Genomic DNA, 21,637 nt, shown 5'->3' with positions numbered 1-21,637 from the left:
AAGTCTAACATGGTAAATTCTTATAAAGCGCTTATAAAAACCCCGCCAAACTTTTGCGTAGCGGGGTTTTTGTAGTCAGTTTAAAACAGTAGCGATGGCTCGTTTTTAAATTGACTACATTACCTATTTCACTGATTCAACCCAATTAGAACGAACCAAACAGTGTGCCTAGGGTGATGACTACAACTACGGCAATCAGTGGAATAATCATAGTGACCATTGCTAAGTTTAAGTAGGACTGTTTATGTGTCAGACCACAAATGGCAAGCAAAGTAATGACCGCGCCACTGTGCGGTAAGGTATCTAGACCGCCTGCTGCCATTACCGCCACTCGGTGCATCAGTTCTGGATCAATACCGGCTGCTACTGCCATTCTTAAATAGTCTTCACCCAAAGTTGATAGTGCGATACTCAAACCACCAGATGATGAGCCAGTAATACCAGCCAGCGTGGTCATAGCGACAGCTTCTGAGATGAGTGGATTGTCTGGTGTTAGATTCAAGATACTATCACGAATGAGAAGAAAGCCTGCCAGAGAGGCGATAACGGCACCATAGCCTACTTCCGACGCGGTGTTAAAGATCGGTAACATCGAGTCATAAGTACCGCGGTTGATGGTTTTTTGTAGGTTGGTCCAATGACCGAGACGCATGACGATTAGCACGATACAAGCTACAACCAATGAGAGGATGATCGACCATAGACCAAGCGAACCTGCGATATTCAAATCTGGGAACTGAGTTTGCAAGCCACTAAAATCCATTGACGGGAAGACAACATAAGTCAGTAAAGCGTTCAAACCGATGACCAGAAATAGTGGAATCATCGCAACGGTGAATGAGGTATGATGAGTGCTGAGCAAGTTGGTCTCTGCTGCGCCTCCACCAACACCGCCTACATCACTCTCATCATGCTGACCATACCCTTCGCCCGCGGCATTAGCTTTTCTGGCACGCGATTGCAACCACAACCAACCACAGATAAACATGATCGTACCGCCAATAAGACCCAAAATAGGCGCGGCAAATACGTTGGTATTATAGTAAGGAATCGGAATAGCATTCTGAATGGCAGGCGTACCAGGTAATGCTGTCATGGTAAAGGTAAACGAACCTAGGGCAATCGCTGCTGGAATCAAGCGCTTAGGAATATCAGCGGCTTTGAACAAGTCTTTGGCGATTGGATAAATAGCAAATGCCACGACAAATAGTGACACACCGCCATAGGTCAAAATACCGCAAACTAAGATAACCGCCAAAATAGCTTTACTGGCGCCAAGCTTTTCGACCACTGTTTTGGCAATCGCTGTTGCTGCTCCAGAGTCCGCCATCAAACGCCCAAATAATGCGCCCAATAAGAAGATAGGGAAGAATTTGAGTAGGAAACCACTCAATGCGCCCATAAAGACATCAGTATAGGCAGGAATACTGCTTAAAAAATCACCTGAAAGTAGTACGGCTAAAGCAGCCATAATTGGCGCTAAAATCAGTACGGAATAACCGCGATAAGCAAAGAACATCAAAAGTAATAAAGTAATAATGATAGCAAGTGTGCTAAACATGACCGCCCTCCTTGGCTAAGTTAAGCCTGAGAGTATGCAGGTCATAGAGAAATAGGTCAATAAAATTAAACGTAACGGGCGATTTAACGTATTTTATCAAACACTATTTTAGACAATTAGGATGGTGACCTCACCTATATTGCTCAAGCTGCGCTGCCTTGTACGCGCTTTATATTATTGTCTAGTCGCTGCTAGAATTATATGTTAAGTTATTACAGCTGTACTCTAGGTTTTATAGTGATATAAATTGTATTGCTTTAAATATAAAACTGATTGGTAATCTAGTGTTTGCTTGAATAAGCAAAACCTATAATGAATCAATGTAAATAATAAAAATGAGACGTGCAAGGAGATAAGCATGAGTCAATCAAAGGTGTATGACAGCGCAAAAGCGGCGCTGAGTGGTGTTGTGCGTAACGGACAAACGCTAGCGATCGGTGGTTTTGGTCTATGCGGTATTCCTGAAGCGTTAATCGAAGCATTGCGGGATAGTGGTGTTGAAAATTTGACGTGCATCAGTAACAACGCTGGTGTCGATGACTTTGGCTTGGGATTGTTATTACAGACGCGCCAAATTAAAAAAATGATCTCATCTTATGTGGGTGAAAATAAAGAGTTTGAGCGCCAGTACTTGGCAGGCGAGTTGGAAGTTGAGCTGACTCCGCAAGGTACATTGGCAGAAAAACTGCGTTCAGGTGGTGCAGGTATTCCGGCATTTTATACCGCAACTGGCGTTGGCACCTTAGTTGCTGAAGGTAAAGAAACCCGCGAATTTAACGGTCGTACTTATGTGCTTGAACATTCATTACGCGCTGATGTGTCTTTAATCAAAGCGCAGAAAGCCGATAAGGCAGGCAACTTAATTTTTAACAAAACGGCGCGTAATTTTAACCCAGACTGCGCGATGGCGGGCAAGATTACCATTGTTGAAGTTGAAGAGATCGTAGAAACAGGGACCTTTAACCCTGATGAGATTCATCTGCCGGGTATTTTTGTTCAGCGTATCGTATTGAACAGTAGTCCTGAAAAGCGTATCGAGAAAATTACGACCAAAGCGGTTGAAGGTGTTTAATATAAGGCGCTTAATATCGTACGCTTGTACCGCAATTCATAAATAGTCAAATTGATAATATTAGAATATCGTAAAAATTAAGGAAGTTATCATGGCATGGACAAGAGAGCAGATGGCACAGCGTGCCGCACAAGAGTTACAAGACGGTTATTATGTCAATTTAGGTATCGGTCTACCGACTCTGGTTGCGAACTATATCCCTAAAGATGTTGATGTCTGGCTACAGTCAGAAAACGGCTTATTGGGTATTGGCGAGTTTCCTACTACAGAAAATGTCGATGCAGATTTGATTAATGCCGGTAAACAAACCGTCACTGCCGAATCGGGTGCGAGTTATTTTAGTAGCTCAGAGTCGTTTGCCATGATTCGTGGTGGTCATGTCAACCTTGCGATATTGGGCGCGATGGAAGTCTCCGAGCAGGGCGATTTGGCAAACTGGATGATTCCCAAAAAAATGGTCAAAGGCATGGGCGGCGCGATGGATTTGGTCGCAGGCGTACAGCGTGTGATTGTGCTCATGGAGCAAGTCAATAAACACGGCGAGCCAAAAATCCTTGCCAATTGCGAGTTGCCACTGACAGGGAAAGGCGTGGTTGATCGTATTATCACAGAGCTTGCTGTACTTGATGTGACTGATAATGGTCTAAAATTGGTTGAGCTTGCAGATGGTGTTAGCTTTGATGAGCTACAAGAGAAAACACCAGTGAGCATTGCTCAATAGCTTTGACAAACCACTCAGTAGTTCAAACACTGATTAGTAAATTGTTTAATAGCCACTATATTTTAGTGGCTTATTTATAGGCTTGATTCATTACTACTCATCACTACATAGCACCACCTACTATTAAGGACAATATATGGCGACCCAATTACAACAGGATTTGACGGGCAAAGTAGCATTGGTCACAGGCGCTGCCAGCGGTATCGGACGTGATATCGCCGAAACTTATGCCAAGGCAGGCGCGGCAGTCGGTATTGCAGATATCAATATTGAGGCTGCTCAGCAAACCGTCGATGCTATTGAAGCCGCAGGCGGGCGGGCCGTTGCAATTGCGATGGATGTAACGTCTGAAGCGGCTGTTAATGACGGTGTTCAGAAACTGGTCGATACCTTTGGCGGTATTGATATTTTGGTATCTAACGCTGGTATTCAAATCATTGACCCTATCCATAAAATGGCGTTTGAAGATTGGAAAAAAATGCTCGCCATTCACCTAGATGGGGCATTTTTGACCACCAAAGCTGCCGTACAGCACATGTATAAAGACGACAACGGTGGCACAGTGATTTATATGGGTTCTGTGCACTCGCATGAAGCCTCATTATTTAAAGCGCCTTATGTCACCGCCAAACATGGCTTGCTTGGTCTATGTCGTGTATTGGCAAAAGAGGGTGCTGCCCATAACGTACGCTCGCATGTCATATGCCCAGGGTTTGTCAAAACGCCTTTAGTCGAAAAACAAATCCCTCAGCAAGCAGCTGAAAAAGGCATCAGCGAAGAGTCAGTAGTGAACGATATTATGCTCGTTAATACGGTTGACAAAGAATTTACCACGGTTGATGATATTGCTCAACTGGCTTTGTTTTTGGCTGCATTTCCAAGTAATGTCTTTACCGGACAATCGATTGTCGCAAGCCACGGCTGGTTTATGAATTAAAAAATGACTTGGTCTTTTAGCTTAAGAGCGATGAGCTTGCTAAAAAAAGATCCATCGATTCAGGTTTAGGGCGTGTCCTCATTTTTATCTCCATTTTTAAAATAAAGATATGCCCTAGTCTCAAAGCTGTACGCAAAATGCCAGTCCTACTGGCATCATGGTTTTTTTATACTTGCAATTGAGCTACACTAATACGATAAAAGGTTTGGCTAAAAAAATCACGCCAATTTTTAGCATACCAACCCACTTGTATAGGCAGTCACGGTCGCTATGTTTAACTTTATGAAGAAAAAAAATACCGCACAAAAGGAAACTCCAGAGCAGAAAGCTGCGCTTGATAGCGCTGTCGATAAAGTATTGCTGGGTTATCATGTTGGGAATAGCAGTATTGCTACGATGGTCACTGGGCTTGAGCGTAATGGTGGGGAGCTGACATTAGAGTTGCGTCTGCCACATGAAAGCGATCCTGAGGCTATTCAGCAAGCGCTTGGGCAGTTATTACAGCCGCATGGTATTCAAAGCATTCATATGAATGTTCGGATACCAGAGCCGATGAAAGGTGAAGGCTCAAGTTTGCCAAAAGCAATGCCAAAAACCACCAATGCGATGGATAGTCTTAGTAAACCTGTTGCCAAGAGCGATGATAGTACGCTAAATGCGGAACCACCTATCACTAAGCAAGCTCCTACCCAAGCGTCGTTGTCCGCTCATCCGCGTATTCGTCATATCATTGTCGTTGCCTCTGGTAAGGGCGGCGTGGGAAAATCAACCACTACTGTCAATATCGCCTTAGCATTACAAAAGCTCGGCAACCGTGTTGGCGTATTAGATGCTGATATTTATGGACCTAGTATGCCAGCGATGCTAGGTGTGAATAGTGTCAGACCTGAGCTTGAAAATGAGCAGTTTGTACCTATCAATGCGCATGGACTAGCGATGTTATCGATTGGCAGCTTGCTTAATGGTGATAATACGCCTGTTGCCTGGCGCGGTCCAAAAGCAACCGGCGCGTTGATGCAGCTATATAATCAAACCAATTGGCCACAGTTAGATTACTTAGTTATTGATATGCCACCAGGCACCGGTGATATTCAGCTCACCCTTGCTCAGCGTATTCCGGTGACGGGCGCTGTCATTGTGACGACGCCGCAGCATATTGCTTTACTTGATGCGCAAAAAGGCATTGAGATGTTTAATAAAACCAATATTCCTGTGCTTGGCGTGGTTGAAAATATGGCGCTGCACACTTGTAGTAACTGCAATCATACTGAAGCTATCTTTGGTACGGGCGGCGGCGAAAAGATCGCTGAGCAATATCAAGTGCCGCTATTAGGACAGCTTCCACTGGCAAGCGCTATTCGTGCACAGGTAGATAAAGGTGAGCCAAGCGTATTAGTAGATGATGAGTTCGCGTCTTACTATCTGAGTATTGCTAAAAATATTGAAACCAATATTAATAAGTTCGCCAAACCGGTTAATGATAAGCGTATTTTTTAATGGTTATAGTTTCCTACTAGGAACCACAGCGTTTTTATTTTTAATGGGCTATTGTTTGCTATTATGATAAAGTATTAGTTAGCGATAGCCATTACATAACAAACTGCTTAACTCTTGGTATAAATTTGGCTAGGATGCCGCCATTATGAATGAAAACAATCATCATCAACCTTTAGCTGATATCTCTAATAAATTGAAACCGGCGGTGCTCGACCAACTAATCCAAAACAGTCAGCCTCATTCTGGTGTTTTTGCCCAAGTTAAAGAAGTCAACTATTTAGATTATCACAGTCACCTTATCTCACAAAAACCTCTGCCCAATTGGCGTAAAGACTTAAAAGCCAACCAATTCTGCTTTATTCAAATCATTCAACCCCCTTATCGAGTCTGCTTGGCACTGGCGACCATTAAGCTTGCGACCAGTGCTTTTGTTTATCTTTATAATGATGAAACAAACGAGATAGAGGTGTGTGAAGCCTTGCAGCCTTTGACGCGTGATACGCGTTTGAAGGGTAGTTGTTATCAAGGGCAGATGGCATTTAGACATAAAAATCTGACATTGACGTTAGATTTTACTCCGTCACAAGTCAACGTTGTGTTAGACAGTAATCATGTGGCGATTGAAGCAACGTTACAGCGGCAGTCGCAGCCATTGGCGGTCTGCACACCGACTGGCAGGCGTGGCTGGACTTTTACGCAAAAAGAGCCGCTTACCAAAATCGTAGGTCACTTAGCTATTAAGGCCAATTCAACGTTTAATAGGGGACAACAAGCTCAGCAAATATCATTCAATGATGACACTATTGCAAATCTCGATTGGACACTCGGCTATATGCGTCATGAGACTAATTGGTTTTGGACCTGTATCAATAGCTATTTGCCAGATGGTCGTCATTTCACATTGAACTTATCGATGGGTGTTAATGAAACGGGCGCTAGTGAAAATGCGTGCTGGCTAGATGGGCAGATATGTTATTTACCGCCTGTTATGTTTATTCGTGATGCTCTAAATTGGCCACACAATCAACAAGACACTGTTGCTAATAGGCTAGATGCCACATCGCAGCCTTGGCACATCTATCATCAAAACCTTGGCTGGAGCAATGTTGATATTGATCTAACCTTTACCCCTATGACGGTTTATAAGAAGACCGATGATTTTGGTATCGTTGCCAGTGTTTTTGAGCAACGGCTTGGTTTTTATAATGGTGAGATTCAAATCAAACAAGAGGTGATTAAGCTTGATAATGTGATGGGACTGGCAGAAGATCATTATGCAAAATGGTAGACGATTATCATTTTGACTAGAGATTTATTTTAAACGTAGCCAAGCCTATAAATTGAGCGATCAATTCCGTATAATCGTCGCTATCAAAACACCATTCATATTATAAGTTTTATTTTATATCTGCTAAGGAATAACAATGTCTATCAAATCTGACCGCTGGATTCGTAAAATGGCCGAAGAGCATGGCATGATTGAGCCATACGAGCCGGGTCAAGTGCGTTTTAATGACGCAGGCGAGCGTTTGGTGAGTTATGGCACCTCAAGCTACGGTTATGATGTACGCTGTGCGCCTGAATTCAAAGTATTTACCAACGTCCACTCAGTCGTGGTCGATCCCAAGAACTTCGATGAAAAAAGCTTTATAGATATTGTAGGCGACGAGTGCATCATTCCGCCTAATTCTTTTGCATTGGCTCGTACGATGGAATATTTCCGTATTCCACGCGATGTATTGACTATTTGCCTTGGTAAATCAACCTATGCTCGCTGCGGTATCATTGTCAATGTCACACCACTTGAGCCTGAGTGGGAAGGGCATGTGACGTTAGAGTTTAGTAATACCACCAATCTTCCTGCACGTATCTATGCTGGCGAAGGCGTGGCGCAAATGCTATTTTTCCAAAGTGATGCTGATGATGTCTGTGAGACGAGTTATAAAGATCGTGGTGGTAAATACCAAGGACAGCGCGGTGTTACCTTACCAAGAACCTAATCGTTTAAGGTTATCACCACTTTTGGGCTGACAATAAAAAAAGCTGAACATATTTAATGTGCTCAGCTTTTCTATGCGATATATTTTGTTATTTTAATACTTTTAAACCGGCTTTATTATCACGTTTGGGCTTAGGGGCTGTTACGTTTGTTTTAGAGCTGCTACTCGCAACGGCATCGTCTTCAGGCACATAATTGTCATATTCATTGGGATCGAAAAACATCCCTTGAGAGTTCTCTTTTGCATAAATACCTAGCACTGCTGTAAGCGGTACCCAGATCTCTTGTGATACACCGCCAAATCGCGCACTAAAATGAATGTAGTCATTCTCCATACTCATATTACCAGTGGCACGGCTAGCAATATTGAGTACGATACGACCATCTTGCACATGCTCTTTTGGAATTTGAACATTATCGGCGGTTGCATCGACCATCAGATACGGCGTTAGTGCATTGTCTTCTATCCATTGGTACAAGGCACGTACCATATAAGGACGTGTTGGAGTAATAGATGTGGTTTCTTCGCTCATCTTTGGCTTCCTATATTGACGATATTAAGTAAGTGTTAAAAGGTATCAGCGGCAAAAGATTATTTACAGAAATTCATTTGCGCTTCATTATTTGTTATTTTAAGGCAGCATTTGACTGTTGTCTAATTAACGCACGCTTTTTTGAAAGCTATCTCGCTCAAAGACCCGTTTTTGATAGTCAAACAGAGGGCGACTGATAGCGTGTGGTAGTTCAATGTCCATCTCTTCCAAGCGCCATAATAAAGGTGCTAGCAGCACATCACACCAGCCAAACTCATCTGCCATAAAGTAAGACTTATGCGCAAATAATGGTGATATAGTGATGAGAGAATCGCTCAGCTGTTTTTTAGCCATAACTGCTTGGGCTTTATTGAAGCTGTCTGGATGCATAAGCAATCGCTTACCGAGTGAGAGCCAATCGCGCTGAATACGCCATGCTAACTGGCGAAATTGTGCCCGCTCTTGTGGCGTTTCAGGCAAGAGCTTATTGGCATGATAACGCTCTTCAAGGTACTCGAAGATGACGTTTATCTCATAAAGCGCAATCTCACGCTGCTGTAGGACAGGCAGGGTATGATAGGGGTTTAACTCAGTTAAATCCTCAGGACGCTCAGAATGCAAACGTGATAAATAATAAGCGAGTTTCTTTTCTTCAAGCAATAGGCGCACCACATGACTGTCGTAGCCGTCATCAGCGTATAAAATTAGTTGACTACTTGGAATGTCATTCGCATCAATCATGAAAGCCTAATGTTAATAGTAAAGCCTGCCATCGTAAACAATGTTGCTGTGTTTATCAAGGCGGTGTACGTAAACACTGCCCCTTAAAAATTTGGCGCTTAGCTTTCTTTTGCGGCTGATATATAAATGTTTAAAGCATAAAAAAGCACTACCGGAGTAATGCTATTTTCATAATGCATGGTTTAACTTGATAAAACGATAGACAACAAAATTTTCCCTAAAATCCTTTATTTCATTGATGTATAGCGTTTTTAGATATATGATGTACTACAACGTACAACATTATTCTATAATATAAAACATTCTAAATGGCTACCAAAGTGGCTACCAGAATGGCTACCAAATCAAGGGATAGGAAAATGGTTAGAAAGGAGGTTAGCACCGATACCCAGATCAAACGGGCAATCAAAGAAGCCGTGCAAGCTGACAAGGCAGTCAGTTACCCAATAGCAGGTTATAAAGGCTTAGAGGTGCGCATAAGACCGCATAAAGAAGGTGCAGACGCTACCGCCGACTTTAGACACCGCTACACCCACTCCATTACAGGCAAACGCCCTTACATGACGCTAGGACAATACCCAGCATTAAGTCTTGCTGATGCTAGACAATATCACAGCGATAACATGCAGTTGCTAGCTAAAGATATAGACCCAATAGAGCATAGAGAAAGTGAAAAACAAAAGCAGATAACCGACCGCCAAAACACCTTAAACTATTTCATCAACGAATGGCGCGATATTCAAGCCAGCAAAGACCTAAATAAACGCACTATTAAAAATCTTGAGGAGCTAGTAAGACCGATTGAAAACCAGTTAGGGCGTATGAAAGTAACAGACATAACCCCCAGTCTAGTTATCAAGTTTATTAATAACATTCAAAAAACCAACACCTATAAAGGATTGAGAGTAAGAACGTTATTAAAGAGTATCTTACAGATTGCTAAGGCTCATATGGTGATCGAATATAACCCCGCCAGTGACTTAGTTGGAACGCTCAAAGCGCATAAGCCTAAGCACCGCCCAGCATTAAGTAATGATGTGACCGCCTTTGCCAAACTGCTAAATGACATTGACCAGCTAGACGATGCAAGTCAGCTATACAACAAGCGTATCTTACAGCTATTGGCTTTAACCTTTACTCGAGTAGGCGACCTATGCGCGATGCGATGGACTGATATTAATTGGCTCAAAAAGCAATGGCAGTTTAAGCCACAAAAATCAGGTAACAGGGGCGATATGGTAGCCAGTCTAGTGATACCACTAGCACCTCAAGCCATAGCAATATTAGAGCAGATGCAACCCTTAACAGGGGATAGTGAGTATGTATTCCATAACTCTAGACGTATAAAAGCGCCTTACCACCATACGCAAGAAGTAAACAAAGTATTAAACAGTGATTTAATGAATAACGGACAAGGCTATAAGGATATACATAGCCCTCACGGCTTTAGAAGTGCAGCTAAGACTATGCTGATGGAGCGTTTAGGCTATGACGAACTGATAACCGAACTGGCACTAGGTCACCGCATGCTTAACGCTTATGGCACGGCATACAATCGCATGACAGGCTTAGAGCAAAGAGCCGAAATGATGAACGACTGGGCGAACTACCTAGACGATATAAAAGCTGGCAAGTTTGATAATGTCATTCATGCAGATTTTAAACAAAAAGTACAAAAGCAGGGATAAAACACTACTGCTACAATGACCATGCAAGGCTAGGACTAATTACCCGAACGCCAGCCATTTCATGCCTTAGGCTGGCATGCCTTGCACCTATTTTTAACTAAGGTATGAATAACAAGTAAGGCATGATTATGTGTGATAAAGAAAATGAGGCGCGTCAGTATAAATTATTGAATACGGCTTTTGAGATTAACTTATCAACACCCTGTAATGACTTCATTGCAAACGCAATTTTGCATGACATAGATTGCAGCGAAATTCAGTCTAAAAATAACTTATCTTTTTTAGAGCATATAGAGTCATACGTAAATAGTTATGTACGACAATCCGAGTTAGATTATAAAAAAGATAATGATTTTAGTGGCGACCCTGATTGTGGCTGTGATTATGATTGTGAATGTAGTTTGAATGTTTTTGTAATGTCTGCCTTTAAAAATATAGCGCGTAATTTTGTATTGTATGCAGATGATAACGATTTAGTGAATGAGATATTAGATAGGTATGTAATAGAAGAAAAGAAGAGGTTATTAAATTGCAATCTAACTGAAATACTAAAAATAATTTTATATAGATGCTTATCTTATTTAGCCTATGATCTTGGCTTTTATCATGTATCTTGTAAACATCATGAATTGGCAATCCTAATATATGGAGGCGCATTAACTAATTCTAGTTTTGATGACGTAAGTTATATGGAAACAGTAGCATCAACTATGGGTAAAAAAGCAGCTGATAAACGATGGTCAAAGCATAACCAAACTAGACCTGAAAAAAAGAAACAATATCTACAGATCATGGATCAACAGAACTTTACTACGTTTGCTGAAACAGCCGAATATATCAAACAGCATATTGAAACAGATAAAAAGCCGTCTTATGACACTATCAAACGATGGTTAAGCGAAGCCCGTAAAGGCGATTTTTCATAACATCATACTGTGGTATGCAGGCATACAACACGCTATGCAGGCATACCATGCGCTATACACGCATAAATATTCCTTACAACGCCTACCTACAATAGCATGTCCTTAACGATTTCAATCCATAACCGTTAAGGAGTTAAGGCAATGCCTAACACTACCCACGCAGCACCCACCAGCAAGCTAAACCTAGCTTACCTATTAGCGAACCCTAAAGAGCTTTATCAGGTTAAGCAGATAGCCGATGTATTCCACAAGCACCCCGAAACGATTAAACGATGGATTAAAACGGACAAGATCACAAAGCCGTTATCTATCAATGGCGTTTACTACTTCAAAGGTAAGCATCCGACCATCCCCCTATTGCGGAGGCACCCAGCGATGAGGTAACAACACATCCACATCGTCTTGAGTAGGCAAGCGTCTTAGCACGTCTGTCAAATAGGCATATACATCTAAGCCATTTAAGCGTACCGACTGGATAACCGACATAATATTCGCAGCACGCTGCCCACTTCGCAGCGAACCTGCAAACAACCAGTTTTTACGCCCAAGCGCCCACGGACGCATCTGATTCTCTGCCCAATTATTATCAATCGGCAACCTCCCATCGTCCAAATACTGAGTCAGCGCCTGCCAACGTTTCAAGCAATAATCAATCGCCTTAGTAATACTGGCATTCTTAGTGGTTAACTGTCTTTTTTCTTGTAACCATTGGTGCAGCTTATCAGCAATCGGTTTTGCTCTATCCTGCCTGATTTGCCGGACTGTCTGGGGATCTCTTGGCATTGGGGATGTGTTTTTTTCAAATCGCTCATCAATCTCACGTTCAACTGCATACAACTGCTGGAACAAGGCTAATGAGTCAATGCTAATAATACTTTGTCCAGTGACATGCAGTTCATGAAACTTACGCCGTGCATGGGCCATACAACCGATTTCAGTCACGCCTTGATGAAATAAAAACTTATATCCACTGTAATCATCGCAAATCAGCTTACCGTGCCATTTGTCTAAAAAGGCTTTAGGGTGCTCATTACGACGGCTCTGGGCAAAGTCATACACCACCGCTTTTAATGCACTGTGCTGTGGGGTGAGATACGCCCAAACATAGCCTTTCTTTAATGATTTACTGCCGGCTGTCACAGGGTTTTTCATGATAGACACCGGCGTTTCATCGGCATGTAAGATAGGCTCGGACAGTAACAGCGCATGCAAGCGATTGACTAAAGGCTCAAGGGCGACGCCGCAGCGTCCTACCCAATCTGCCATCGTCGCATCGGGGATATTTACCCCACTTCGCAAATAGATAAGATTCTGCCGATATAGGGGCTGATGGTCTGCATACTTACTTATGAGGATGTGAGCAAGCAGTTCAGGGGTGGCGATGCTCTTGTTAATGATTTGCTTGAGTACTAAAGCTTGATGAATGATGTCACACTCACGGCATACCCATTTTGGATAGAGGTGTCGCTCAATATAGAACTGCTTGGGGATGAGTCCAAGTTTGTCCTGTTTGTCTCCCCCAATCTGCTTCATTTGACAGCCGCAGTCACAGATGGTGGTTACCGGCTCGTGAACCAGGGTTTTAATCTCAAGGTTGTTAGGAATAACGGTGTATTTAGGACGCTTTGGTTTCTTGGCTTTGACAGTGGCTGCCTGTAGCGCCTCGTCAGCGGTTTGTGTGTTTGGTTCAAGTTCGCTCTCGCCGATGAGTGTTTCTGTCTCTATGGGTTCGACGGCAGGTAGCTTGGCAAGCTCCTCTTGGCTTAAGTCGTTGTGGTAGTCATCTCGGATTTGTTCTAGCGCAGATAAATCTTCTTGCGCAGCTTCTTGATTTAAGTGGGTTTGTTTGGCACTTAAGCCTTCGCTCTTTTGTCCATACAGCTGATGGATGAGCCGCTTTTGTTTTTCGATGAGTTCAAGTACTTTTAGATACAGCGTATGGTTTTTCTCTTGGGTATGCGTGAGTATCTGCTGTAGTTGATTGTGAAGGGTGTTTGTTTGAACAAGCTGTTGTTGTAGATGTTGGTTGTGCTGTTCAAGCATGCTGATTTTCACCAGTAGCTCGGCGTAAATAGGGTCTTGGGTTAAGTTGGATGGGTTGGCAACAGTCATGGTGCTATGTTGCCAGAGTTTTATTTGTCTGTCATCGGGTATTTATAGAATGGGGGTCAATTGATCTTTACCCATGTTACGCCAGGGCAGTCCGCTGACTAAGGCATTAAATTGCTCACGGTTGATACTGATGCCGGTTTGAGTAGTGGTGAGTGGTTTGGTTAAGCCATGAAATTTGCTGTCGTCTAGCTGACGGCTGCAGAGCCAAACCCCAAGTCCGTCATGAACTAAGACCTTGAGCCGTGTGCCTGTTTTGTTATAGAACAGGTAAGCACAGTTAGGGCGGATGCCCTGGTGCTGTGTGATGATGTGGGCCAGTAGTTTGCCACTGCCACATCGCATGTCCATGGGCGCGGTGGATAGCCAGATGTGATTGATGGGTATCATTGCAATCCTCGTAGTAAGTCAATCAAACTTTGGGGATCAATTTGGGCAATAGTGAGGCTTATTGGCCCGGATCTCTGCGTTGAGATTTGCAGTTTGATGTTTTGTATCACGGATGGTGATGGGAAGAGATTGATTGCTTTAGGTTCAATCGTTATTGGGATGAAGTGCGGGTTTGCTTCAGCAGCGCTCTTGGTGGTGACAGGTAATTTGCTAATCTGAATCTTTTTGCTTTGATGCTGACGTTTCCAGTTATGGAGAAGATTCTGGTTGATGCCATGGTCTCGAGCGATACTGGCAATTGAGTGCCCTGAACTTTCGGCTTCTTGTACCAAAAATTCTTTAAACTCAGGACTGTAAGTTCTACGTTTGGGCTTATTAGGTATGTGTGTTGTCATGTTAGGGTCCACGATTATTGATCGTGGACACTATCTCGCATTTTTTATGTGAGGAAAAGATGGGATGGTCGGATGCTTACCTTCAAAGGTAGCGACATTGTGGACTATCTAAACGCTACTAATGAGGGGGCTTAGTCATGGATAAGTCAAAGCGCAGCCAAAACCAAATCATCAAAGACCATCTTTTGACTGGTCAATCAATCACACGCTGGCAAGCTATCGAACTTTATAGAATAGCCACGCTACCCACTCGCATTAATCAGTTAGAAAATACAGGCTTAACCATACAGCGTAAGCGAGTAGATAAAGACGGCAAGCACTGGCATGAGTATTGGATTGATGCCGATAATCTAGCTAATGAGGTGCAATCATGAGCCAATCAAACGACAGGTTATTGCAGATAGCGGACACGCTCGAGCATATCAACGAGCAGCTGATCTTATTGGCAATTGATACTGAACATTACGCTATGGCACTGCAAGCCGTACAAACAAACGACCCCGTTTCTAATGGCGTTATTCAAGCCGTTATTGCTGCATTGTTTAGGGACTCATTGTTTGCCACCGATGCCAGCGAACAGATGGATAGTGTTCTATCTATGCCTGAAATGGAGGTAACGCGCTATGAGTGATGATAATTTTATAAATGAAGTAATGGACAGGCTAAAAGACAAAGGCATGATAACTGATAACTGATGACTTTATAGATCAGCTCATCATTACCTTACACGCCAATGTGACTGCCATTAATAGCCTGATAGAGGTAGTAAAAGTAGAAAACAAACTACTAGCTTTACGCTGTGCATTACCTACAGGCAACAGACAAGTGGACTCACTAAGAGAGCTATCTACACGCATAGCAGAAATAGCCTTTAACGTGGAGGACGTAAGAAATGACCAACGATAATAAAACCAATCTAAAAGCCGATCACATGCCAGCTATAAGGTCACAAGCAGGCAAGCGCAAGCTATTAGCAAACTTCGTCAAGTTTATGGCATGGGTAATAGTGATCGGTTTATTACTGTCACCGCTAGCTTGCACCATACAGATAACCGATGACAATAATGAGCAGCAAGGGGGCAATGATGAATAATGCAGACAAAACAAAGCCCCAAGCTGATGACAAGGGGCTTAACGCTTTACTAGGCTCAACAAAGCAAACTACAATCGAAATTATAGCAGATGATGAGATAACAAACAGCCTGATAGAACTAGGACAGGGCAATAAGTTAAGACAGTTTGGCGATACCTTTACTATTCAAAATGGCGATAGTAAAAGCGACATTATTAATACCGCTGGCAAGGTGGCTTTTATACTAAGTGACAACTTGCACCAGCCAGCCAATATAGGCATTTACACCCCTAACAGCGATGAACCCATAGAAGTAACCGACCCAAACACGCCCAGCGCCTTTATTATTGGCAGTCTTAACCTAGATAGCGTTTGGTATGCAGTAAAGAGCCTTACTGAGGGTATAGAGCTATATAGACAGCTGATAAGCCAAGGGCTAAACGTGACTATCTTAGTCAGTGTTAATCCCTTTCATTTTAATAATATGGTGAAGCATTTTGCTGAGGTTAAGCAAGTTATTGTTACTGCTACTATAGATAAAAAAGATGAGATCACAAAGCCACTGCTAGGGGTAAACGTCAAAGCCATAATAACTACTTTTGACTTGCTGCTATCGTTTGATAACTACCAGACGCTTGATGATGTTTTGAATGAGCCTGATACCATTGTAAAAGACTTACTAGCTGAGGCATGGGGAAAGCTAGGCGATATTGCAGACCAAGATAGTAAAGCGACAGCTTACCCACTAGATGCATGGGGGAATGAGGGCGAAATATTAAGAGATGCTTTAACGGCAATTACCTATCACGCGCAAATACAGCCAGCAATGGCAGGGCAATGCATGCTAGGGGCTTTAGCGACTACCATTCAGCAATACATAAACGCGCCTTATGCTTTAGGTGATAAGTTTATGCCAGTATCGCTGTTTTTACTCACTGAGGGCGACAGTGGCAGCGGTAAAAGTAGAACGGTAGGCTTTACCCATAAAGAGCTATTCAGTTACCAAAACGACAAGCGCAAGGAATATAGGTTATTGCTAGATGAATGGTTAGCACAAAAAGCCAGCATGCCTAAAAAAGACTTAGAATTATGGTTACTTGAAAACCCCAAGCCTAGGCAATCCATACTTTTAGTTAAATCAGGCACTATTCAAGGTTTTTTAGACAATATGCTGATCGGTAATACCACTGATATAGCATGGTCAACCGCTGAGGCTGCATTATTCCTAAGCGGTCATAGTTTAACCAGTGATACGGCAAAAAGTAATATAAGCCAGCTATGTGATATATGGAGTGACGGCTCGTTTGATAGGCTGCTATCGCCTCGTTATGACACCATAGAGCAAAATAGCATGAATGGCGTTAGGTTTACCTTAGACTTGCAAGGACAACCGCCAGTAATCGCCCCAGCGTTAAATGATGAGGCTATGAATGGTCAAGGATTGTTACCGCGCTTTTTGTTTGCCTTTCCTGACAACATGAACGGTCAAATAGTCTATAACACTGATGAAAGGCTAGACGCTAAGCCAGACTATGACCCAAGATTGCAGGCTTATTGGCAGCGATTGAAAGCCTTACTTGATCCTATCGCTGATAGTGTAAATAAAGATAACGAGGGCAATATTCTCCGCTTTAATATGCCCTTTAAGGATAGGCAGGCTAGAAAGGCATTAGCCAATTATCAAACAGAAAAAGAAAGCCAGTTATGCAAAGGTGGTCAGCTAGAAAAATACGCCAGCTATGCCAGACGCTTACATGAAAATGCCAGCCGTATAGCCTCAATACTCGCTTACTTTGATGGTAGACGTGTTATAACCGCTGATGACATACATAGAGCATCAAAATTAACTGACTACTCTATAAGCGAGCGTATGAGATACACAGACAAGCCCCAAGCTGGTGATAATGATGCTCAAAAGTTAATAAGCTGGCTAGTGAATTACTGTAATAAGCGATCAATTAAAGAGCTAGCTTACTCAATGGCTCAAAGCAAAGTTACGCCTAAGCATTTACGGCAAAAACAGAACTTTGAGTTGATAGCTGAGGTATTAGAAAGCGAGGGTTATATTAAGATCATAACCAATGGCAGGGCTAGAACCATACAGATAAGACCTGAGTTATTAGAGGCTAAGTAAGGGGAAAACTAGGAAAGTGGGAAAACAAACGTTATAGGGCTTGTTATTCCTACCTTAGCCAGCTTTCCTATATTTTAACCCATTAGGCAAGTGGGGAAAGTGAACGGTTTAAAGACTGCTAACTTTCCTTCCTTGCCTTTTTGTTTTCAAAAGGGGAAAACGTTATAGGGTATATATATCAATACTTTAAGAGCTTACTTTCCTACTTTCCCCATTTTCCCCACTGGTGACATGAGGAGTTATAGCAATGGCTATTTTACGGCATGGTTAAACGCACCTAAGCTGTTAAGTAATGCTAAGGTTAAAAGCAGATAAGTGTTATAATATAACAAAATTGCTTAATGATTTAGATAACATGCCAGCACTTGCCACTACTCACAGTCTAAGCGACTACTTAAAGTTACCTATCTCACGCTATCGTGAGCAGCTAAGACAAGGTAACGCTAAAAATATCGAAGTCAGCTACACCCATCGAAGCAAACCCTATCAATACTCTATTCAGCTAACAAAAACATCATGCAATTATGGCGGTCATCGTTACTGGTGGTTATGTCCTAACTGTCATCATAGGACATCGACCTTATATTGTGCTGGCTTGTATGTGTGCAGACATTGCATAGGTGCAAATTATGGCAGTCAGTTGCAGCAACCCATTGACCGTGTATTCAGTCGCATAGCAGCGATTAGAGCGCGTTTAGGTTGGCAGCAAGGCGTTATCATGGTATCGGTGCAAAGCCTCGCTACATGCACTCAAAGACGTTTGATAGGTTGGTAAATGAGCATGACAGGCTAAGTGCTCAAGTTTGGCAATCAACCCTTGATAAATTGAATTGCACCAGTTGAGGTTAAGCAATGAAAATACCTGATTTAAACGACTTGATAGCAGATCTGCAGACAGCCAAAAAGATAGCCATTGATGACCGCAACCCAAACGCCATAGTCACAGCCACCATGAGTCAAGCCAAGTTACTAGGCATGGATAACATGAGGGACGTAACGCCAAACAGTAATATTAAATCAGGACTAGGGCATTTTTACGGACGCATTTCTGAGCTAACACCTGAGGCAGCATTGGCAATCAGTAAGCGATTAGATGAGGAGTATTGAACCATGAGCAGATTAACCCTTGATGACTTACTCGATCAGTTAGAACAGGCACGGCAAATGGCGATAGAGGAACGCAAACCGTCTGCAATGATACAAGCGACAGTTACGACAGCAAAGCTGCTAGGAATGGACAGACCACAGTTAAAAGACGTAAATGCCGATGCTGTGCAGACCATTAGCGAGCTGATGAACGAATTGGCAAACGATGACCAGTTGCTACCTCAAAGGATAAACCATGTTAAAAATGAGTATTGATGACCTGATGACTGAATTAGATGATGCTAGATTGACCGCTAAGGCTAACGGACAGGCATCTGCTATGGTTGCAGCGACAATGAGCAAAGCAAAGCTGCTAGGGCTAGATAAGGGCGTTATTCATGATGATGTTGAATTGCAGCCAGTGACTTTTATTATTCAAGGCGTTGATGCTCGCAATCCTGACAGGGTGTGTTAGTTTTCGGACACGTTAGAGGGGGGCTATAAATCGAGATTTAAAAGGCAAACCACATAAGAGCGCCACTGTTCACACGCACAAAATAAAAAGCATTTCCAAAATAGGTTAAAGCAGGTTAAAGGTAGTTTCTTAACAAGTACAAGGTAGGTTGTTGGACACATTAGAACCTGACAAAACCGTACATGAAATAAAATAATTAACGGCTACCAATAGCCAAAATTTAAAGCTACTGGCTACCAAAACGGCTACCAAATAACAAATAGATATGTTTATTATTATATAAATCAGTTACTTAAGGTATTAAAAAAGCACTACCGGAGTAATGCTCTTTTTATACCAACATCTTGCTCGATTATCAATATCGCTTATTTGATATCTTTCCAGAACTCTTTGTTCAATAAGTACACTGGAATCAGTAACACTAACAAGAATAAAATCACAAAGAAGCCAATCACTTGACGGTCGTGACGAACAGGTTCTGCCATCCACGCCATGAAGTTTACCAAGTCACCCACTTCAGACTCGAACTCTTCTTGGCTGAGCTCTTCTTGCATATTGTGCAAGACGTGAGGCATAGCAGCATTGGCAAGCACTAAGTTATTAGCACCCCAAGGACGGCTTGGATCTTCATAAAACGACAGCAAGTAGGTGTATACCCAGTCATCACCGCGCAGACGTGTCTCAAGAGACAAGTCCGGTGGCGCTGCGCCAAACCATGATGCTTGTACTTCAGGATCAATCTCAGCATTGATATGATCACCGATTTGATCGGTGGTCACCATCAGATACTTTTCGACTAGCTCAGGTGGTATCTCTAAGTCTTTAGCAATGCGCGAATGGCGAACGTACTGTGCTGAGTGACACCCAGCGCAGTAGTTCATAAACAGTTTGGCACCGTTTTGTAATGAGCCTTTATTGGTAAAATCAATAGGGGCTGTGCTACAAGCTAAATGTTCTTCAACACCTTTAGTATTGACAAACGTGCCGCATTCACCGCCGCCTGCTGCCAGTGCGCTACCAGCAGTCAAGGTTAATGCCGCGCCTAAGCCTAGACCAGCTAGGGATTTAATTAGCGTGCTCATCAGTGACCTCCGGTAACGCGTTCTGGTGGCTGTTTACACTTCTCGATAGCAGTGTAGAACGGCATCAATAAGAAGAACAAGAAATATAGAACAGTAAATATACGTGACATGATAGTCGCTGTTGGCGTTGCAGGTGTCGCACCTAAGTAGCCTAGTACCAGAAAGCTAATCGCAAAGATAGTCAGCGCAATCTTAGACAAGATGCCCTTATAACGTATCGAGCGTACTGGCGATCTATCAAGCCAAGGTATTAAGAACAATACGGCAATAGCAGCACCCATCGCAATCACACCACCAAGCTTATCAGGAACAGCACGTAAGATGGCATAGAAAGGCGTGTAGTACCATACTGGTGCAATATGCGCTGGTGTTTTCAGTGAGTTGGCAGTCTCAAAGTTTGGTGGCTCAAGGAAGAAGCCGCCGCCTTCTGGGAAGAAGAACACCACAGCAAAGAATAAGATAAAGAAGACAACAATACCAACCATATCGTGTACGGTGTAGTACGGATGGAATTCAATACCATCTAATGGCACGCCGTTTTTATCTTTTAGCTTCTTAATGTCAATACCATCAGGGTTATTAGAACCCACATGATGCAGAGCCACTAAATGCATAAAGACCAAGCCCACAAGCACGAGCGGAATCGCAACTACATGCAAGGCAAAGAAGCGGTTTAAGGTGATACCTGAAATAATATAATCACCACGAACCCACTCAGCAAGACCATCACCAATGACAGGTAGAGCCGCAGGTAAGTTTAGAATAACCTGAGCACCCCAGAACGACATGTTGCCCCAAGGAAGTAGGTAACCGAAGAAACCTTCTGCCATCAATGCTAAGTAAATACCCATACCTATAAGCCAAATCAGCTCACGCGGTTTTTGGTATGAACCATATAGCAAGGCTCTGAACATATGCAGATATACCACTACGAAGAACGCTGACGCGCCGGTCGAGTGCATATAACGGATGAGCCAGCCACCCTTAACATCACGCATGATATATTCAACAGAGGCAAATGCTCCTTCGGCACTTGGGTTATACATCATCGTCAGCCAAATACCAGTAACTAACTGATTGACCAGTACGACCATAGATAGCACGCCAAAGAAGTACCAAAAGTTGAAGTTCTTTGGTGCATAGTACTTTGACATATGATATTCATAGGTTTCGGTCGCAGGAAAGCGCGCGTCCACCCAATGCATTAACTTTTTACCCA

Annotated in this window: 24 protein-coding genes; 16 read left to right on the top strand and 8 right to left on the bottom strand. The window is 42.8% G+C overall.

Going from position 1 to position 21,637, the window contains the following annotated elements:
* Positions 1-145: 145 nt before the first annotated feature.
* On the bottom strand, positions 146-1,561 hold the full coding sequence (locus AC0J5Y_RS08005; RefSeq protein WP_475130219.1) for a GntP family permease: 1,416 nt from the start codon (positions 1,559-1,561) through the stop codon (positions 146-148).
* Positions 1,562-1,919: 358 nt separating this feature from the next.
* Between AC0J5Y_RS08005 and AC0J5Y_RS08000 the strand changes: the two genes are divergently transcribed.
* From AC0J5Y_RS08000 to dcd, 6 genes are all read left to right on the top strand, one after another.
* Complete coding sequence (locus AC0J5Y_RS08000) at positions 1,920-2,633, top strand: CoA transferase subunit A (protein WP_475130218.1); 714 nt, start codon at positions 1,920-1,922, stop codon at positions 2,631-2,633.
* Positions 2,634-2,724: 91 nt separating this feature from the next.
* Positions 2,725-3,354 (top strand): CoA transferase subunit B, encoded by a 630-nt coding sequence (locus AC0J5Y_RS07995; protein ID WP_475130217.1) that lies wholly within the window; start codon positions 2,725-2,727, stop codon positions 3,352-3,354.
* Between the two features lie 136 nt (positions 3,355-3,490).
* Positions 3,491-4,291 carry a 3-hydroxybutyrate dehydrogenase gene (locus AC0J5Y_RS07990; RefSeq protein WP_475130216.1) on the top strand — a complete coding sequence of 267 codons (801 nt, stop codon included), beginning with the start codon at positions 3,491-3,493 and terminating at the stop codon, positions 4,289-4,291.
* A 270-nt stretch (positions 4,292-4,561) separates the two neighbouring features.
* On the top strand, positions 4,562-5,788 hold the full coding sequence (apbC, locus tag AC0J5Y_RS07985; RefSeq protein ID WP_475130215.1) for an iron-sulfur cluster carrier protein ApbC: 1,227 nt from the start codon (positions 4,562-4,564) through the stop codon (positions 5,786-5,788).
* A gap of 145 nt (positions 5,789-5,933) precedes the next feature.
* The gene (locus AC0J5Y_RS07980; protein ID WP_475130214.1) at positions 5,934-7,076 is read left to right on the top strand and encodes a DUF2804 domain-containing protein; all 1,143 of its coding nucleotides are present in this window, start codon (positions 5,934-5,936) and stop codon (positions 7,074-7,076) included.
* Between the two features lie 136 nt (positions 7,077-7,212).
* On the top strand, positions 7,213-7,788 hold the full coding sequence (dcd, locus tag AC0J5Y_RS07975; RefSeq protein WP_149489812.1) for a dCTP deaminase: 576 nt from the start codon (positions 7,213-7,215) through the stop codon (positions 7,786-7,788).
* 88 nt (positions 7,789-7,876) lie between these two features.
* Here dcd and AC0J5Y_RS07970 read toward each other — a convergent pair whose 3' ends face one another.
* Both AC0J5Y_RS07970 and AC0J5Y_RS07965 read right to left on the bottom strand, forming a co-directional pair.
* Positions 7,877-8,320 carry a ClpXP protease specificity-enhancing factor gene (locus AC0J5Y_RS07970; protein ID WP_475130213.1) on the bottom strand — a complete coding sequence of 148 codons (444 nt, stop codon included), beginning with the start codon at positions 8,318-8,320 and terminating at the stop codon, positions 7,877-7,879.
* Positions 8,321-8,446: 126 nt separating this feature from the next.
* A complete protein-coding gene (locus AC0J5Y_RS07965) occupies positions 8,447-9,061 on the bottom strand; it encodes a glutathione S-transferase N-terminal domain-containing protein (protein ID WP_475130212.1) in 615 nt (204 codons plus the stop codon).
* 359 nt (positions 9,062-9,420) lie between these two features.
* On the opposite strand from AC0J5Y_RS07965, the gene AC0J5Y_RS07960 reads away from it, so the two are divergent.
* Together AC0J5Y_RS07960 and AC0J5Y_RS07955 are read left to right on the top strand one after the other, a co-directional pair.
* Positions 9,421-10,749: a tyrosine-type recombinase/integrase gene (locus AC0J5Y_RS07960; protein ID WP_475130211.1), complete on the top strand. Its 1,329-nt coding sequence runs from the start codon at positions 9,421-9,423 to the stop codon at positions 10,747-10,749.
* Positions 10,750-10,877: 128 nt separating this feature from the next.
* Positions 10,878-11,675, top strand: a complete 798-nt coding sequence (locus AC0J5Y_RS07955) for a hypothetical protein (protein ID WP_475130210.1) — start codon at positions 10,878-10,880, stop codon at positions 11,673-11,675.
* Positions 11,676-12,029: 354 nt separating this feature from the next.
* On the opposite strand, the gene tnpC is transcribed toward AC0J5Y_RS07955, so the two are convergent.
* The 3 genes from tnpC to AC0J5Y_RS07940 form a co-directional block, all read right to left on the bottom strand.
* Positions 12,030-13,718 (bottom strand): IS66 family transposase, encoded by a 1,689-nt coding sequence (tnpC, locus tag AC0J5Y_RS07950; protein ID WP_475132127.1) that lies wholly within the window; start codon positions 13,716-13,718, stop codon positions 12,030-12,032.
* 111 nt (positions 13,719-13,829) lie between these two features.
* Positions 13,830-14,174: an IS66 family insertion sequence element accessory protein TnpB gene (tnpB, locus tag AC0J5Y_RS07945; RefSeq protein WP_475130209.1), complete on the bottom strand. Its 345-nt coding sequence runs from the start codon at positions 14,172-14,174 to the stop codon at positions 13,830-13,832.
* The gene (locus tag AC0J5Y_RS07940; RefSeq protein WP_475130208.1) at positions 14,171-14,569 is read right to left on the bottom strand and encodes a transposase; all 399 of its coding nucleotides are present in this window, start codon (positions 14,567-14,569) and stop codon (positions 14,171-14,173) included. Before AC0J5Y_RS07940 ends, tnpB begins: the two co-directional genes overlap by 4 nt.
* Positions 14,570-14,706: 137 nt before the next feature.
* On the opposite strand from AC0J5Y_RS07940, the gene AC0J5Y_RS07935 reads away from it, so the two are divergent.
* The 8 genes from AC0J5Y_RS07935 to AC0J5Y_RS07900 all read left to right on the top strand — a co-directional run bounded on the left by AC0J5Y_RS07935 (position 14,707) and on the right by AC0J5Y_RS07900 (position 19,336).
* On the top strand, positions 14,707-14,943 hold the full coding sequence (locus AC0J5Y_RS07935) for a helix-turn-helix domain-containing protein (protein ID WP_475130207.1): 237 nt from the start codon (positions 14,707-14,709) through the stop codon (positions 14,941-14,943).
* Positions 14,940-15,200: a hypothetical protein gene (locus tag AC0J5Y_RS07930; protein WP_475130206.1), complete on the top strand. Its 261-nt coding sequence runs from the start codon at positions 14,940-14,942 to the stop codon at positions 15,198-15,200. The genes AC0J5Y_RS07935 and AC0J5Y_RS07930 overlap by 4 nt, the downstream gene beginning before the upstream one ends.
* Positions 15,201-15,461: 261 nt before the next feature.
* Positions 15,462-15,662 carry a hypothetical protein gene (locus AC0J5Y_RS07925; RefSeq protein ID WP_475130205.1) on the top strand — a complete coding sequence of 67 codons (201 nt, stop codon included), beginning with the start codon at positions 15,462-15,464 and terminating at the stop codon, positions 15,660-15,662.
* Positions 15,655-17,775, top strand: a complete 2,121-nt coding sequence (locus AC0J5Y_RS07920; protein ID WP_475130204.1) for a DUF3987 domain-containing protein — start codon at positions 15,655-15,657, stop codon at positions 17,773-17,775. The genes AC0J5Y_RS07925 and AC0J5Y_RS07920 overlap by 8 nt, the downstream gene beginning before the upstream one ends.
* Positions 17,776-18,130: 355 nt before the next feature.
* Complete coding sequence (locus tag AC0J5Y_RS07915; RefSeq protein ID WP_475130203.1) at positions 18,131-18,550, top strand: hypothetical protein; 420 nt, start codon at positions 18,131-18,133, stop codon at positions 18,548-18,550.
* Between the two features lie 77 nt (positions 18,551-18,627).
* The gene (locus tag AC0J5Y_RS07910; protein ID WP_475130202.1) at positions 18,628-18,882 is read left to right on the top strand and encodes a hypothetical protein; all 255 of its coding nucleotides are present in this window, start codon (positions 18,628-18,630) and stop codon (positions 18,880-18,882) included.
* Between the two features lie 3 nt (positions 18,883-18,885).
* A complete protein-coding gene (locus AC0J5Y_RS07905) occupies positions 18,886-19,137 on the top strand; it encodes a hypothetical protein (RefSeq protein WP_475130201.1) in 252 nt (83 codons plus the stop codon).
* Entirely contained in the window at positions 19,118-19,336 is a 219-nt protein-coding gene (locus AC0J5Y_RS07900; RefSeq protein WP_475130200.1) for a hypothetical protein, read from the top strand. The genes AC0J5Y_RS07905 and AC0J5Y_RS07900 overlap by 20 nt, the downstream gene beginning before the upstream one ends.
* A 365-nt stretch (positions 19,337-19,701) precedes the next feature.
* Here the strand turns inward: AC0J5Y_RS07900 and AC0J5Y_RS07895 are convergent, their stop codons facing one another.
* Positions 19,702-20,418: a cytochrome c1 gene (locus AC0J5Y_RS07895; protein ID WP_475130199.1), complete on the bottom strand. Its 717-nt coding sequence runs from the start codon at positions 20,416-20,418 to the stop codon at positions 19,702-19,704.
* The gene (locus tag AC0J5Y_RS07890) at positions 20,418-21,623 is read right to left on the bottom strand and encodes a cytochrome b (RefSeq protein WP_475132126.1); all 1,206 of its coding nucleotides are present in this window, start codon (positions 21,621-21,623) and stop codon (positions 20,418-20,420) included. Before AC0J5Y_RS07890 ends, AC0J5Y_RS07895 begins: the two co-directional genes overlap by 1 nt.
* Positions 21,624-21,637: the final 14 nt, after the last annotated feature.

It is taken from the genome of Psychrobacter sp. TS_SC_6 (genome assembly GCF_056156305.1).
The sequence above is the reverse complement of the archived record's forward strand: the minus strand, read 5'-3'. Positions and strand labels throughout refer to the sequence as shown.